The following is a 13,926-nucleotide window of genomic DNA, read 5'->3' as shown; positions in this document are numbered from 1 at the left end:
CATGGCAGATTATCAGGGTAAAAAAGTCGTCATTATTGGCCTGGGCATGACCGGGCTATCTTGCGTGGACTTCTTCATGGCGCGCGGCGTGACGCCGCGGGTGATGGATACTCGCGCCACGCCGTCAGGCCTCGACAAGCTGCCTGAAGCGGTTGAACGTTACGTTGGCGGGTTGAACAGTGACTGGCTGCTGGCGGCGGACCTGATAGTGGCAAGCCCTGGTATCGCGCTGGCGCATCCTGCGTTGAGCGAAGCGGCGGATGCTGGCGTGGAGATCGTTGGCGATATCGAACTGTTCTGCCGTGAAGCGCAGGCGCCGATTATTGCCATTACCGGCTCTAACGGTAAAAGTACCGTGACGACCCTGGTGGGCGAAATGGCGAAAGCAGCCGGCGTGAACGTCGGCGTTGGCGGCAATATTGGCCTGCCAGCCCTGATGCTGCTCGATGCAGATCGCGAACTGTATGTTCTGGAACTCTCCAGCTTCCAGCTGGAGACCACCTCCAGTCTGCGGGCGGTTGCGGCGACGATCCTCAACGTTACCGAGGACCATATGGACCGCTACCCGCTGGGTTTGCAGCAGTATCGCGCTGCCAAACTGCGGGTGTATGAAAATGCGAAGACCTGCATCGTCAATGCCGATGACCAACTGACGATGCCGGTTCGTGGCGCCGATGAGCGCTGCGTCAGCTTTGGTGTGGATGTCGGTGACTATCACCTTAACCGTCAGCAGGGCGAAACCTGGCTGCGGGTTAAAGGTGAAAAGGTGCTCAACGTGAAAGAGATGCACATCACCGGCCAGCACAATTACAGCAACGCCCTGGCGGCGCTGGCGCTGGCGGATGCTGCCGGCCTGCCGCGTGCCAGCAGCCTCAAGGCGCTGACCACCTTTACCGGCCTGGCGCACCGTTTCCAACTGGTGCTGGATCATAACGGGGTTCGCTGGATCAACGATTCCAAAGCGACCAACGTGGGCAGCACCGAAGCGGCACTGAACGGGCTGCATCTCGACGGTACGCTGTACCTGCTGCTGGGTGGCGACGGTAAATCTGCCGACTTTACGCCGCTGACGCGCTATCTGACGGGAGATCATATCCGTCTGTACTGCTTTGGTCGTGATGGCGAACAGCTGGCAGCGCTGCGCCCGGACGTGGCAACCCAGACTGCAACGATGGAAGAGGCGATGCGTCAGATTGCGCCGCTGCTGAAATCGGGCGATATGGTATTGCTATCCCCGGCATGTGCCAGCCTCGATCAGTTCAAGAGCTTTGAACAACGTGGCGACGTTTTTGCCCGTCTGGCTAAGGAGTTAGGCTGATGCGTTTATCTCTCCCGCGCCTGAGAATGCCTCAGTGGAGACTGCCGCGCCTGCCGGGGATGTTTATCTTCTCCTGGCTGTTTGCTGCGCTGAAAGGCTGGGTGATGGGCTCGCGTCAGAAAGATAACGATAGTCTGGTGATGTATGACCGCATGCTGTTGTGGCTGACTTTCGGCCTGGCAGCTGTCGGTTTTATTATGGTGACTTCGGCGTCGATGCCAGTCGGACAGCGCCTGGCCAACGATCCCTTTTTGTTCGCCAAGCGTGACGGATTATATATTTTGCTGGCGCTCGGGCTGGCGATGGTGACCCTGCGTCTGCCGATGGAGTTCTGGCAGCGGCACAGTACCGCAATGCTCATCGCCTCTATCGTGATGCTGCTGATCGTACTGGTGGTCGGCAGCTCGGTAAACGGTGCCTCGCGCTGGATTGCCCTCGGCCCACTGCGTATTCAGCCTGCGGAATTTACCAAGCTCTCGCTGTTTTGCTACATCGCCAACTATCTGGTGCGTAAAGGGGATGAGGTCCGTAACAACCTCCGCGGCTTCTTAAAGCCGATGGGCGTGATTTTCGTCCTCGCGATTCTGCTGCTGGCGCAGCCGGACCTCGGTACCGTGGTGGTATTGTTCGTGACGACCCTGGCGATGCTGTTTCTCGGTGGCGCTAAGCTGTGGCAGTTCATCGCCATTATCGGCATGGGGATCTCGGCGGTGGTGCTGCTGATCCTCGCTGAGCCCTATCGTATTCGCCGCGTGACCTCCTTCTGGAACCCGTGGGAAGATCCGTTCGGCAGCGGTTACCAGTTAACCCAGTCGCTGATGGCGTTCGGCCGCGGTGAAATGTGGGGGCAGGGCTTAGGTAACTCGGTACAGAAACTGGAGTATTTACCGGAAGCTCATACCGACTTCATCTTCGCCATTATCGGCGAAGAACTCGGTTATATCGGTGTGGTACTGGCCCTATTAATGGTATTCTTCGTCGCCTTTCGCGCCATGTCGATTGGGCGTAAAGCGCTGGAGATCAACCATCGCTTCTCCGGTTTTCTGGCATGTGCCATTGGTATCTGGTTCAGCTTTCAGGCACTGGTTAACGTCGGGGCGGCGGCAGGTATGCTGCCAACCAAAGGTCTGACGCTGCCGCTGATCAGTTACGGTGGCTCCAGCTTGCTGATTATGTCAACGGCCATCATGTTGCTGTTGCGAATTGATTATGAAACTCGTCTGGAAAAAGCCCAGGCGTTTACACGGGGTGTTCGATGAGCGGTCAGGAAAAGCGGCTAATGGTGATGGCGGGCGGTACCGGTGGACACGTGTTCCCGGGGCTTGCGGTCGCGCACCATTTAATGGACCAGGGCTGGCAGGTTCGCTGGCTGGGTACTGCCGATCGTATGGAAGCGGATTTAGTGCCGAAGCATGGCATTGATATTGATTTCATCCAGATTTCTGGCCTGCGCGGAAAAGGCCTCAAAGCGCAGTTACAGGCACCCGTTCGCATCTACCACGCCTGGCGTCAGGCGCGGGAAATCATGAAACGGTTTCAGCCGGATGTGGTGTTAGGCATGGGCGGGTACGTTTCCGGCCCGGGTGGTCTGGCAGCGTGGTCGCTGGGTATCCCGGTCGTGCTGCATGAACAAAATGGCATTGCTGGCCTGACCAATAAGTGGCTGGCGAAGATTGCAAAGAAAGTGCTGCAGGCGTTCCCTGGCGCATTCCCGCATGCCGATGTTGTGGGCAACCCGGTGCGTACTGATGTGCTGGCGCTGCCGTTACCTGAGCAGCGCCTGGTCGGACGCCAGGGGCCAACACGCGTGTTAGTGGTGGGTGGTTCTCAGGGCGCGCGCGTCCTGAATCAAACCATGCCGCAGGTGGCAGGGAAACTGGAAGGCGCGGTGACCATTTGGCACCAAAGCGGTAAAGGTGCTCAGCAAACGGTACAGCAGGCTTATGCGGATGCCGGGCAGCCACAGCATAAAGTGACTGAATTTATTGATGACATGGCTGCAGCGTATGCCTGGGCTGATGTTGTTGTGTGTCGTTCCGGTGCGTTGACGGTGAGTGAAATTGCCGCAGCAGGTTTACCGGCGTTATTTGTGCCATTTCAGCACAAGGATCGTCAGCAGTACTGGAATGCACTGCCGCTGGAGAAAGCGGGCGCAGCGAAAATTCTCGAACAACCTCAGTTTACCGTCGATGCCGTGGTGCAGACGCTGGCAAGCTGGGATCGGGAAACGCTGCTGGATATGGCGGAACGAGCGCGTAGAGCCTCGATTCCGGATGCTACCGAACGGGTAGCAGAAGAAGTGAGCGCTGTAGCACTGGCGCGCTAATCGCGGTGAATCTCACCGTCCGTATAAAGATGTAGATGGCGTAAAGAATGAATACACAAGATCTGGCGAAACTGCGTTCCATAGTGCCCGAGATGCGTCGCGTCCGGCACATTCACTTTGTTGGCATTGGCGGTGCCGGTATGGGCGGTATTGCCGAAGTTTTGGCTAACGAAGGCTACCAGATTAGCGGCTCCGACCTGGCGCCGAATCCGGTCACGCAACAGTTGTCGCAACTTGGCGCCACGATCTATTTCAACCATCGCCCGGAAAACGTGCGCGATGCGAGTGTGGTGGTGGTGTCCAGCGCCATTTCCGCGGAAAACCCGGAAATTGTCGCGGCACATGAAGCGCGTATCCCGGTTATTCGCCGCGCAGAGATGCTGGCGGAGCTGATGCGTTTTCGCCACGGTATCGCCATTGCCGGTACACACGGCAAAACCACCACAACGGCGATGGTTTCCAGTATTTATGCGGAAGCGGGCCTTGACCCAACTTTCGTCAACGGTGGGCTGGTGAAAGCCGCCGGGGTTCACGCCCGTCTCGGCCACAGCCGCTACCTGATTGCCGAAGCTGATGAGAGCGATGCGTCGTTCCTGCACCTGCAGCCGATGGTCGCTATCGTGACCAACATCGAAGCCGACCACATGGACACCTACCATGGCGACTTTGAGAACCTGAAGCAGACCTTTATTAATTTCCTGCACAACCTGCCGTTCTACGGACGTGCGGTGATGTGTGTGGACGATCCGGTCATTCGTGAACTGCTCCCGCGCGTGGGTCGTCAGGTCACCACCTACGGTTTCAGCGACGATGCCGATGTGCGCGTCGAAGAGTACCGTCAGGTTGGCGCTCAGGGTCATTTCCGCCTGGTTCGCCAGGATAAAGAGCCGCTGCAGGTGACGCTGAATGCGCCGGGTCGCCATAACGCGCTGAACGCAGCCGCTGCGGTTGCTGTGGCGACGGAAGAAGGGATTGACGATAGCGCGATCCTCAGAGCGCTGGAAAGCTTCCAGGGAACCGGTCGTCGTTTTGATTTCCTCGGCGAGTATCCGTTGGCTGCGGTCAACGGGAAAAGCGGCAGCGCGATGTTAATTGATGACTACGGTCATCACCCAACGGAAGTGGATGCCACGATTAAAGCCGCACGCGCGGGTTGGCCGGATAAAAATCTGGTGATGTTATTCCAGCCGCACCGTTTCACGCGTACCCGCGATCTCTACGATGATTTCGCCAACGTGCTGACTCAGGTTGATGCGCTGCTGATGCTGGATGTCTATTCCGCTGGCGAGGCGCCTATTCCGGGAGCCGACAGCCGTTCGCTGTGCCGTACCATTCGCGGTCGCGGTAAAGTCGACCCGATTCTGCTCTCCGATCCGGTACAGGCAGCTGAGATGCTGGCGTCAGTGTTAACCGGCAATGACCTGATCCTGGTGCAGGGCGCAGGAAACATAGGAAAAATCGCACGCCACCTGGCTGAAATCAAACTCGTGCCGCAAAAAACGGAGGAGGAGCAGCGTGGCTGATAAAATCGCGGTTCTTTTTGGCGGCACCTCTGCTGAGCGTGATGTTTCACTGAATTCGGGCACCGCGGTGCTTGCTGGCCTGCGCGAAGCGGGCGTGGACGCCCATCCGGTTGACCCTCGTGATGTGGATGTGACCCAGCTGAAACAGATGGGGTTTAAGAAAGCGTTTATTGCGCTGCATGGGCGTGGTGGTGAAGATGGTACGTTGCAAGGGCTGCTGGAACTGATTCAGCTGCCTTATACCGGCAGCGGCGTGATGGCATCGGCCATTTCCATGGACAAAGTTCGCAGCAAATTGCTGTGGCAGGGCGCGGGTTTGCCTGTCGCACCGTGGGTAGCGTTGACGCGCGCGCAGTTCGAGAAAGGCCTCTCTGCCGGGACGGAAGCACAAATTGCTGCCCTTGGGTTGCCATTGATTGTTAAACCGGCTTGTGAAGGTTCAAGCGTCGGCATGTCGAAAGTGAGCGAAAGTTGTGCATTACAGAGTGCATTGACGCTGGCTTTTCAGCATGATGAAGACGTTCTGATTGAAAAATGGCTGAGTGGCCCCGAATTTACCGTCGCTATCGTCGGTGAAGAAATTTTACCGTCAATTCGTATCCAGGTGGCTGGAACCTTCTATGATTATGAGGCGAAGTATCTCTCTGATGAGACGCAATATTTCTGCCCTGGTTGTGAGGATCCCGTCCGTGAGTCAGAAATTCAGGCTCTGGTGCTTAAAGCCTGGAATGTTCTCGGCTGTAAAGGTTGGGGACGCATTGACGTGATGCTGGACAGCGATGGCCAGTTTTATTTGCTGGAAGCGAATACTTCCCCTGGCATGACCAGCCACAGCCTGGTGCCGATGGCGGCACGTCAGGCAGGAATGAGCTTCTCGCAACTTGTCGTTCGTATTTTGGACCTGGCGGGGTGATATGTCGCAGGCTGCGCTGAATACGCGAAACCAGGAAGAAGAAGAAAACGCTTCTTTGCGCCGGAGTAATGGAACTCGTCTGGCCGGGATTTTCTTCCTGCTAGCGGTGCTAAGTACCGTATTGGTCAGCGGGTGGATGGTTTTGGGCTGGATGGAAGATGCACAGCGTTTACCTCTGTCCAGAATGGTGGTTACCGGTGAACGTCACTACACGCGCAATGATGATATTCGTCAGGCGATTCTGGCGTTAGGTTCGCCGGGCACCTTTATGACCCAGGATGTCAACATCATCCAGAGTCAGATCGAACGTCTGCCGTGGATTAAGCAGGCGAGCGTTAGAAAGCAGTGGCCAGATGAATTGAAGATTCATCTGGTTGAATATGTGCCGATTGCGCGTTGGAATGATCAACATATGGTGGACGTCGAAGGAAACTCTTTCAGCGTCCCAGCGGATCGTACCAATAAGCAGAATTTACCGATGCTGTATGGCCCGGAAGGCAGTGAGAACGAAGTGTTGCAAGGGTATCGCGACATGGGGCAGGTGCTGGCAAAGGATAAATTCACGTTGAAAGTCGCGGCGATGACCGCACGTCGCTCCTGGCAGTTGACGCTGAATAACGATATTAAGCTCAACCTTGGTCGCGGCGACACCATGAAACGACTTCAGCGCTTTATGGAACTCTACCCGGTTCTTCAGCAACAAGCGCAGACCGACGGCAAACGGATTAGCTATGTTGATTTGCGTTATGACTCGGGTGCGGCAGTGGGCTGGGTACCTGCTCCCGTAGAGGAAACTAACCAACAACAGAATCAGGCACAGGCAGAACAACAATGATCAAGGCGACGGACAGAAAACTGGTAGTTGGGCTGGAGATTGGCACCGCAAAGGTTGCCGCTTTAGTAGGGGAAGTTCTGCCCGATGGCGTGGTCAATATCATTGGCGTGGGCAGTTGCCCTTCGCGTGGTATGGATAAAGGCGGAGTGAACGACCTGGAATCCGTGGTGAAATGCGTACAGCGCGCCATTGACCAGGCCGAACTGATGGCGGATTGCCAGATTTCGTCAGTGTATCTGGCGCTTTCAGGTAAACATATTAGCTGTCAAAATGAAATCGGTATGGTGCCGATCTCAGAAGAAGAAGTGACGCAGGACGATGTTGAAAACGTGGTGCATACCGCGAAATCAGTCCGCGTACGCGATGAGCATCGTGTTCTGCACGTCATTCCGCAGGAATATGCCATCGATTATCAGGAAGGGATTAAAAATCCGGTGGGTCTGTCCGGCGTGCGTATGCAGGCTAAAGTCCATCTGATTACCTGCCATAACGATATGGCGAAAAATATTGTTAAAGCGGTTGAACGTTGTGGTCTGAAAGTAGACCAACTCATTTTCGCCGGTTTAGCGGCTAGTTATTCCGTCCTGACGGAAGATGAACGTGAGCTGGGTGTCTGCGTGGTGGACATCGGCGGTGGTACAATGGATATCGCCGTGTATACCGGCGGTGCGCTGCGTCATACCAAAGTGATCCCGTATGCGGGCAATGTGGTGACCAGCGATATCGCCTACGCCTTTGGTACGCCGCCGAGCGATGCCGAAGCGATTAAAGTTCGCCACGGTTGCGCGCTGGGTTCTATCGTCGGCAAAGACGAAAACGTCGAGGTGCCGAGCGTTGGTGGACGTCCGCCGCGCAGCCTGCAGCGTCAGACGCTGGCAGAGGTTATTGAGCCGCGTTATACCGAGCTGCTCAATCTGGTTAACGAAGAGATCCTGCAGCTGCAGGAGCAGCTTCGCCAGCAAGGGGTGAAACACCATCTGGCGGCGGGGATTGTATTAACGGGCGGCGCGGCGCAAATTGAAGGTCTTGCTGCCTGTGCTCAGCGGGTGTTCCATACGCAGGTGCGTATTGGCGCGCCGCTGAATATTACCGGATTAACGGATTATGCCCAGGAGCCGTATTATTCGACGGCGGTTGGGTTGCTGCACTACGGGAAGGAATCTCATCTTAGTGGTGAAGCAGAAGTAGAAAAACGCGTAACTGCATCAGTTGGCTCGTGGATTAAGCGACTTAATAGCTGGCTGCGAAAAGAGTTTTAATTTTTTCAGAGAACGCAGAAAATTAGCGTTCTCAGGCGACAGGCACAAAACGGAGAGAAACTATGTTTGAACCTATGGAACTGACCAACGACGCGGTGATTAAAGTCATCGGCGTCGGTGGCGGCGGCGGCAATGCCGTTGAGCACATGGTGCGCGAGCGCATCGAAGGTGTTGAATTCTTCGCGGTGAACACCGACGCGCAGGCACTGCGTAAAACGGCTGTTGGCCAGACTATCCAGATCGGTAGCGGTATTACCAAAGGTCTGGGTGCGGGCGCTAACCCGGAAGTGGGCCGTAATGCGGCTGACGAAGACCGTGAAGCGTTACGTGCTGCTCTTGATGGTGCAGACATGGTGTTTATCGCCGCAGGTATGGGCGGTGGTACCGGCACCGGTGCAGCACCGGTTGTGGCTGAAGTGGCGAAGGATCTGGGTATCCTGACCGTTGCGGTAGTCACTAAGCCGTTTAACTTTGAAGGCAAAAAACGCATGGCGTTCGCCGAACAGGGGATCACTGAGCTGTCCAAGCATGTGGACTCACTGATCACCATTCCGAACGACAAGCTGCTGAAAGTGCTCGGTCGTGGTATTTCTCTGCTGGATGCTTTCGGCGCGGCAAACGACGTGTTGAAAGGCGCAGTACAGGGTATCGCCGAGCTGATTACCCGCCCGGGCCTGATGAACGTCGACTTTGCGGATGTGCGCACGGTGATGTCAGAGATGGGTTACGCGATGATGGGTTCTGGCGTCGCAAGCGGTGAAGACCGTGCGGAAGAAGCTGCTGAAATGGCGATCTCTTCTCCGCTGCTGGAAGATATCGACCTGTCCGGCGCGCGCGGCGTTCTGGTCAACATCACGGCAGGCTTCGACCTGCGTCTGGATGAGTTCGAAACCGTGGGTAACACGATCCGTGCTTTCGCATCGGATAACGCGACCGTGGTTATCGGTACTTCCCTTGACCCGGACATGAACGACGAACTGCGTGTAACCGTTGTTGCTACCGGTATCGGCATGGACAAACGTCCGGAAATCACCCTGGTGACCAACAAACAGGTTCAGCAGCCGGTGATGGATCGCTACCAGCAGCACGGTATGGCACCATTAACTCAAGAGCAGAAACCGGTCGCAAAAGTGGTGAACGACAACACGCCGCAAACTGCGAAAGAGCCGGATTATCTGGATATTCCAGCTTTCCTGCGTAAGCAAGCCGATTAAGAATTGGCTGGAAGTTGGGCATCAGCGCTCTTTGTGCTAAACTGCCCTCCCGAATGTATAATATACTTCGGTTGGATAGGTAACTTGGCGAGATTATACGATGATCAAACAAAGGACTCTTAAACGTATCGTTCAGGCGACTGGCGTCGGTTTGCATACCGGCAAGAAAGTCACCCTGACGTTACGCCCTGCGCCGGCAAATACCGGGGTCATCTATCGTCGCACCGACTTGAATCCACCGGTTGATTTTCCGGCTGATGCCAAATCTGTGCGGGATACCATGCTCTGTACTTGCCTGGTGAACGAGCATGACGTGCGGATTTCAACAGTCGAGCACCTGAATGCCGCACTGGCGGGCCTGGGCATTGACAACATTGTGATTGAAGTCGATGCGCCGGAAATTCCAATTATGGATGGTAGTGCTGCGCCGTTCGTTTATCTGTTGCTGGATGCCGGCATCGATGAACTGAACTGTGCGAAGAAATTTGTCCGCATCAAAGACACCGTGCGTGTTGAAGATGGCGACAAATGGGCTGAATTCAAACCGTACAATGGTTTTTCGTTGGACTTTACCATCGACTTTAACCATCCGGCGATTGATGCAAGCAACCAGCGCTACGCGATGAACTTCTCTGCTGATGCATTTATGCGCCAGATTAGTCGCGCTCGTACTTTTGGTTTTATGCGTGATATCGAATATCTGCAGTCCCGCGGCCTGTGCCTGGGCGGCAGCTTCGATTGTGCCATCGTTGTTGACGATTATCGCGTATTGAACGAAGACGGTTTACGCTTCGAAGATGAGTTTGTCCGCCATAAAATGCTGGATGCGATTGGTGACCTGTTTATGTGTGGTCACAATATCATCGGTGCATTCACGGCGTTCAAATCTGGTCACGCGTTGAATAACAAATTGCTGCAGGCCGTCCTGGCAAAACAGGAAGCCTGGGAATATGTGACTTTCGAAGACGAAGCAGAACTGCCGCTGGCGTTCCGCGCACCGTCAATGGTTATGGCGTAAGCCTGGCCATTCAGTAAAATCGACTGGTAACCTGGTACCCTCTCCGGCCAGGGGACCAGTCTTTTTTCTTTTTTAGCCTTTCCCTCCTATGACTGCTGTCATTCTTCGGCGCTGTTCATTGTTCGTTCGCTGTTTTATTGAGCGCTTTTGACTTGCCAGAGCTGTCATTCATGCTGCCGTAGCGCAGTATTAATGGTAGTATTTGGGCGCAAAATTTTTTCCTGGGGTTGCTTCAACTAAAGGTAACGTACGTGAGTGGATTGCTGACGCGCTGGCGACAGTTTGGCAGACGATATTTCTGGCCGCATCTCCTGTTGGGGATGGTCGCGGCTAGTCTCGGCTTGCCGGCGCTTAGCAATAGCCACGAAACCGCGTCACCGGCGAAAGCAACGGCCAGTAACCATAATCCAACGAAAGTTAACTTCTCCCAGCTGGCGCTGCTGGAAGCCAGTCGTCGACCTAACTTTACCGTCGATTACTGGCATCAGCATGCAATACGCACGGTCATTCGCCATCTGTCATTTGCCATGGCGCCACAGGCGTTGCCGGTTGCGGAAGAATCTTCGCCATTACAGGCGCAGCACCTGGCTTTACTCGACACGCTCAGCGCACTGCTGACGCAGGAGAGCAAACCGCCGGTTGCCGTCCGTCTTCTGGCCTACAACCCGTCCCATTCCGCCTTTAGTATCTCGGCCTGGATCAGCCAGGTCGCCGGGATACGCGCAGGGCCTCAACGTCTCAGCTAAACGAAAAACGGATTATTCTTTTTTGTGACTCCGCGATGCGGGGCGTTTGAGATTTTATTATGCTAATCAAATTATTAACTAAAGTTTTCGGTAGTCGTAACGATCGTACCCTGCGCCGTATGCGCAAAACCGTTGGCGTGATCAACGCCATGGAACCGGCAATGGAAAAGCTCTCCGATGACGAGCTGAAAGGTAAAACTGTCGAATTCCGTGCTCGCCTTGAGAAAGGTGAAAGCGTTGAGAGCCTGATCCCTGAGGCCTTTGCGGTAGTACGTGAAGCCAGTAAACGTGTGTTCGGGATGCGTCACTTCGACGTCCAGCTGCTGGGCGGTATGGTGTTGAACGATCGCTGCATTGCGGAAATGCGTACTGGTGAAGGTAAAACCCTGACCGCAACCCTGCCGGCGTATCTGAACGCACTGTCGGGTAAAGGCGTCCACGTGGTTACCGTCAACGACTACCTGGCACAGCGTGATGCTGAAAACAACCGTCCGCTGTTCGAGTTCCTCGGGATGACCGTCGGCATCAACATGTCCGGTCTGCCTGCGCCAGCCAAACGCGAAGCGTACGGTGCAGATATTACCTACGGTACTAACAACGAATACGGCTTTGACTACCTGCGTGACAACATGGCGTTCAGCCCTGAAGAACGTGTACAGCGTAAGCTGCACTATGCGCTGGTGGATGAGGTGGACTCCATTCTCATCGATGAAGCGCGTACTCCGCTGATCATTTCAGGTCCGGCGGAAGACAGCTCAGAAATGTACAAACGCGTTAACAAGATCATCCCGCACCTGGTGCGTCAGGAGAAAGAAGATTCCGACACCTTTACCGGTGAAGGTCACTTCTCTGTCGATGAGAAAGCGCGTCAGGTTAACCTGACCGAACGCGGTCTGGTGCTGATTGAAGAATTACTGGTGCAGGAAGGCATTATGGACGAAGGAGAATCACTGTATTCACCGTCCAATATTATGCTGATGCACCATGTGACGGCTGCGCTGCGCGCCCACGTGCTGTTCACCCGCGACGTTGACTATATCGTTAAAGATGGCGAAGTCATTATTGTCGATGAGCACACCGGTCGTACGATGCAGGGTCGTCGCTGGTCTGATGGTCTGCATCAGGCCGTTGAAGCGAAAGAGGGTGTGGATATCCAGAATGAGAACCAGACGCTGGCCTCCATCACTTTCCAGAACTACTTCCGTCTGTACGAGAAGCTGGCAGGGATGACCGGTACTGCGGATACCGAAGCCTTTGAATTCAGCTCTATCTATAAACTGGATACCGTGGTCGTGCCGACCAACCGTCCGATGATCCGTAAAGATATGGCGGATCTGGTTTATATGACCGAAGCGGAAAAAATTCAGGCGATCATCGAAGATATTAAAGAGCGTACTGCTGCTGGTCAGCCGGTGCTGGTGGGTACTATTTCGATTGAAAAATCAGAAGTGGTTTCACATGAACTGACGAAAGCCGGTATCAAACACAACGTACTGAACGCCAAGTTCCACGCCAGCGAAGCGGATATCGTTGCTCAGGCGGGCTACCCGTCAGCGGTGACCATCGCCACCAACATGGCTGGTCGTGGTACCGATATTATGCTCGGCGGCAGCTGGCAGGCCGAAGTGGCAGCGCTGGAAGATCCGACGCCAGAACAAATCGAGCAGATTAAAGCTGACTGGCAGATTCGTCACGATGCCGTACTGGCTGCCGGTGGTTTGCACATTATCGGTACCGAGCGTCATGAATCGCGTCGTATCGATAACCAGCTGCGTGGCCGTTCTGGTCGTCAGGGTGATGCCGGTTCTTCCCGCTTCTACCTGTCGATGGAAGATGCCCTGATGCGTATCTTTGCCTCCGACCGTGTCTCCGGCATGATGCGTAAGCTGGGGATGAAACCGGGCGAAGCGATTGAACACCCGTGGGTCACCAAAGCCATCGCTAACGCCCAGCGTAAAGTGGAAAGCCGCAACTTTGATATTCGTAAGCAGCTGCTGGAATATGATGACGTGGCGAACGATCAGCGTCGTGCCATCTATAGCCAGCGTAACGAACTGCTGGACGTATCCGATGTTAGTGAAACCATTAACAGCATCCGCGAAGACGTTTTCAAAGCGACCATCGATGCTCATATTCCGCCGCAGTCGCTGGAAGAAATGTGGGATGTTGAAGGCCTGCAGGAACGTCTGAAAAACGACTTCGACCTTGAGCTGCCGCTGAAAGAGTGGCTGGATAAAGAGCCGGAACTGCATGAAGAGACGCTGCGTGAGCGTATTCTGCAGAGCGCGGTTGAAACCTATCAGCGTAAGGAAGAAGTGGTTGGCACCGAAATGATGCGTCATTTCGAAAAAGGCGTCATGCTGCAGACCCTGGACTCCCTGTGGAAAGAGCACCTGGCGGCGATGGACTACCTGCGTCAGGGGATCCATCTGCGTGGCTATGCGCAGAAAGATCCGAAGCAGGAATATAAGCGTGAATCCTTCTCCATGTTCGCCGCGATGCTGGAATCCCTGAAGTATGAAGTGATCAGCACCCTGAGCAAAGTTCAGGTCCGCATGCCGGAAGAAGTGGAAGCGATGGAGCAGCAACGTCGTGAGGAAGCAGAACGCCTGGCGCAGATGCAGCAGCTCAGCCATCAGGATGACGACACTGCCGCCGCCGCCGCGCTGGCTGAGGAAACCGGCGACCGTAAAGTGGGCCGTAACGATCCTTGCCCGTGCGGTTCTGGTAAAAAATATAAACAGTGCCATGGCCGTCTGAGCTAATCTCAGAGA

11 protein-coding genes are annotated in these 13,926 nt (G+C 55.1%); all 11 read left to right on the top strand.

The window, feature by feature from the left end:
* Nucleotide 1: 1 nt before the first annotated feature.
* The 11 genes from murD to secA all read left to right on the top strand — a co-directional run bounded on the left by murD (nucleotide 2) and on the right by secA (nucleotide 13,917).
* Complete coding sequence (murD, locus tag ACMYSP_RS08665; RefSeq protein WP_434586370.1) at nucleotides 2-1,318, top strand: UDP-N-acetylmuramoyl-L-alanine--D-glutamate ligase; 1,317 nt, start codon at nucleotides 2-4, stop codon at nucleotides 1,316-1,318.
* Nucleotides 1,318-2,577, top strand: coding sequence for a cell division protein FtsW (ftsW, locus tag ACMYSP_RS08660; RefSeq protein WP_434586369.1), 1,260 nt, complete (start codon nucleotides 1,318-1,320; stop codon nucleotides 2,575-2,577). The genes murD and ftsW overlap by 1 nt, the downstream gene beginning before the upstream one ends.
* A complete protein-coding gene (gene murG / locus ACMYSP_RS08655) occupies nucleotides 2,574-3,644 on the top strand; it encodes an undecaprenyldiphospho-muramoylpentapeptide beta-N-acetylglucosaminyltransferase (RefSeq protein WP_434586368.1) in 1,071 nt (356 codons plus the stop codon). Before ftsW ends, murG begins: the two co-directional genes overlap by 4 nt.
* A 47-nt stretch (nucleotides 3,645-3,691) precedes the next feature.
* Complete coding sequence (murC, locus tag ACMYSP_RS08650) at nucleotides 3,692-5,167, top strand: UDP-N-acetylmuramate--L-alanine ligase (RefSeq protein ID WP_434586367.1); 1,476 nt, start codon at nucleotides 3,692-3,694, stop codon at nucleotides 5,165-5,167.
* Nucleotides 5,160-6,080 carry a D-alanine--D-alanine ligase gene (locus ACMYSP_RS08645; protein ID WP_434586366.1) on the top strand — a complete coding sequence of 307 codons (921 nt, stop codon included), beginning with the start codon at nucleotides 5,160-5,162 and terminating at the stop codon, nucleotides 6,078-6,080. The genes murC and ACMYSP_RS08645 overlap by 8 nt, the downstream gene beginning before the upstream one ends.
* A 1-nt stretch (nucleotide 6,081) precedes the next feature.
* A complete protein-coding gene (ftsQ, locus tag ACMYSP_RS08640) occupies nucleotides 6,082-6,915 on the top strand; it encodes a cell division protein FtsQ (protein WP_434586365.1) in 834 nt (277 codons plus the stop codon).
* On the top strand, nucleotides 6,912-8,174 hold the full coding sequence (gene ftsA / locus ACMYSP_RS08635) for a cell division protein FtsA (RefSeq protein WP_123757494.1): 1,263 nt from the start codon (nucleotides 6,912-6,914) through the stop codon (nucleotides 8,172-8,174). The genes ftsQ and ftsA overlap by 4 nt, the downstream gene beginning before the upstream one ends.
* A 62-nt stretch (nucleotides 8,175-8,236) precedes the next feature.
* Nucleotides 8,237-9,388, top strand: a complete 1,152-nt coding sequence (gene ftsZ / locus ACMYSP_RS08630; RefSeq protein ID WP_004857884.1) for a cell division protein FtsZ — start codon at nucleotides 8,237-8,239, stop codon at nucleotides 9,386-9,388.
* Nucleotides 9,389-9,488: 100 nt separating this feature from the next.
* On the top strand, nucleotides 9,489-10,406 hold the full coding sequence (lpxC, locus tag ACMYSP_RS08625) for a UDP-3-O-acyl-N-acetylglucosamine deacetylase (RefSeq protein ID WP_123757493.1): 918 nt from the start codon (nucleotides 9,489-9,491) through the stop codon (nucleotides 10,404-10,406).
* A 251-nt stretch (nucleotides 10,407-10,657) separates the two neighbouring features.
* Complete coding sequence (secM, locus tag ACMYSP_RS08620) at nucleotides 10,658-11,152, top strand: secA translation cis-regulator SecM (protein ID WP_434586364.1); 495 nt, start codon at nucleotides 10,658-10,660, stop codon at nucleotides 11,150-11,152.
* 59 nt (nucleotides 11,153-11,211) lie between these two features.
* Complete coding sequence (gene secA, locus ACMYSP_RS08615) at nucleotides 11,212-13,917, top strand: preprotein translocase subunit SecA (RefSeq protein WP_434586363.1); 2,706 nt, start codon at nucleotides 11,212-11,214, stop codon at nucleotides 13,915-13,917.
* Nucleotides 13,918-13,926 lie beyond the last annotated feature (9 nt).

Source organism: Klebsiella sp. R390 (assembly GCF_051131745.1).
Lineage (GTDB): Bacteria > Pseudomonadota > Gammaproteobacteria > Enterobacterales > Enterobacteriaceae > Klebsiella.
This window is presented reverse-complemented; position numbering and strand designations above follow the sequence as displayed.

Coding starts and splice junctions, on each gene's coding strand:
- murD (WP_434586370.1), top strand. CDS start 2: ATGGCAGATTATCAGGGTAAAAAAGTCGTCATTATTGGCCTGGGCATG.
- ftsW (WP_434586369.1), top strand. CDS start 1,318: ATGCGTTTATCTCTCCCGCGCCTGAGAATGCCTCAGTGGAGACTGCCG.
- murG (WP_434586368.1), top strand. CDS start 2,574: ATGAGCGGTCAGGAAAAGCGGCTAATGGTGATGGCGGGCGGTACCGGT.
- murC (WP_434586367.1), top strand. CDS start 3,692: ATGAATACACAAGATCTGGCGAAACTGCGTTCCATAGTGCCCGAGATG.
- ftsQ (WP_434586365.1), top strand. CDS start 6,082: ATGTCGCAGGCTGCGCTGAATACGCGAAACCAGGAAGAAGAAGAAAAC.
- ftsA (WP_123757494.1), top strand. CDS start 6,912: ATGATCAAGGCGACGGACAGAAAACTGGTAGTTGGGCTGGAGATTGGC.
- ftsZ (WP_004857884.1), top strand. CDS start 8,237: ATGTTTGAACCTATGGAACTGACCAACGACGCGGTGATTAAAGTCATC.
- lpxC (WP_123757493.1), top strand. CDS start 9,489: ATGATCAAACAAAGGACTCTTAAACGTATCGTTCAGGCGACTGGCGTC.
- secA (WP_434586363.1), top strand. CDS start 11,212: ATGCTAATCAAATTATTAACTAAAGTTTTCGGTAGTCGTAACGATCGT.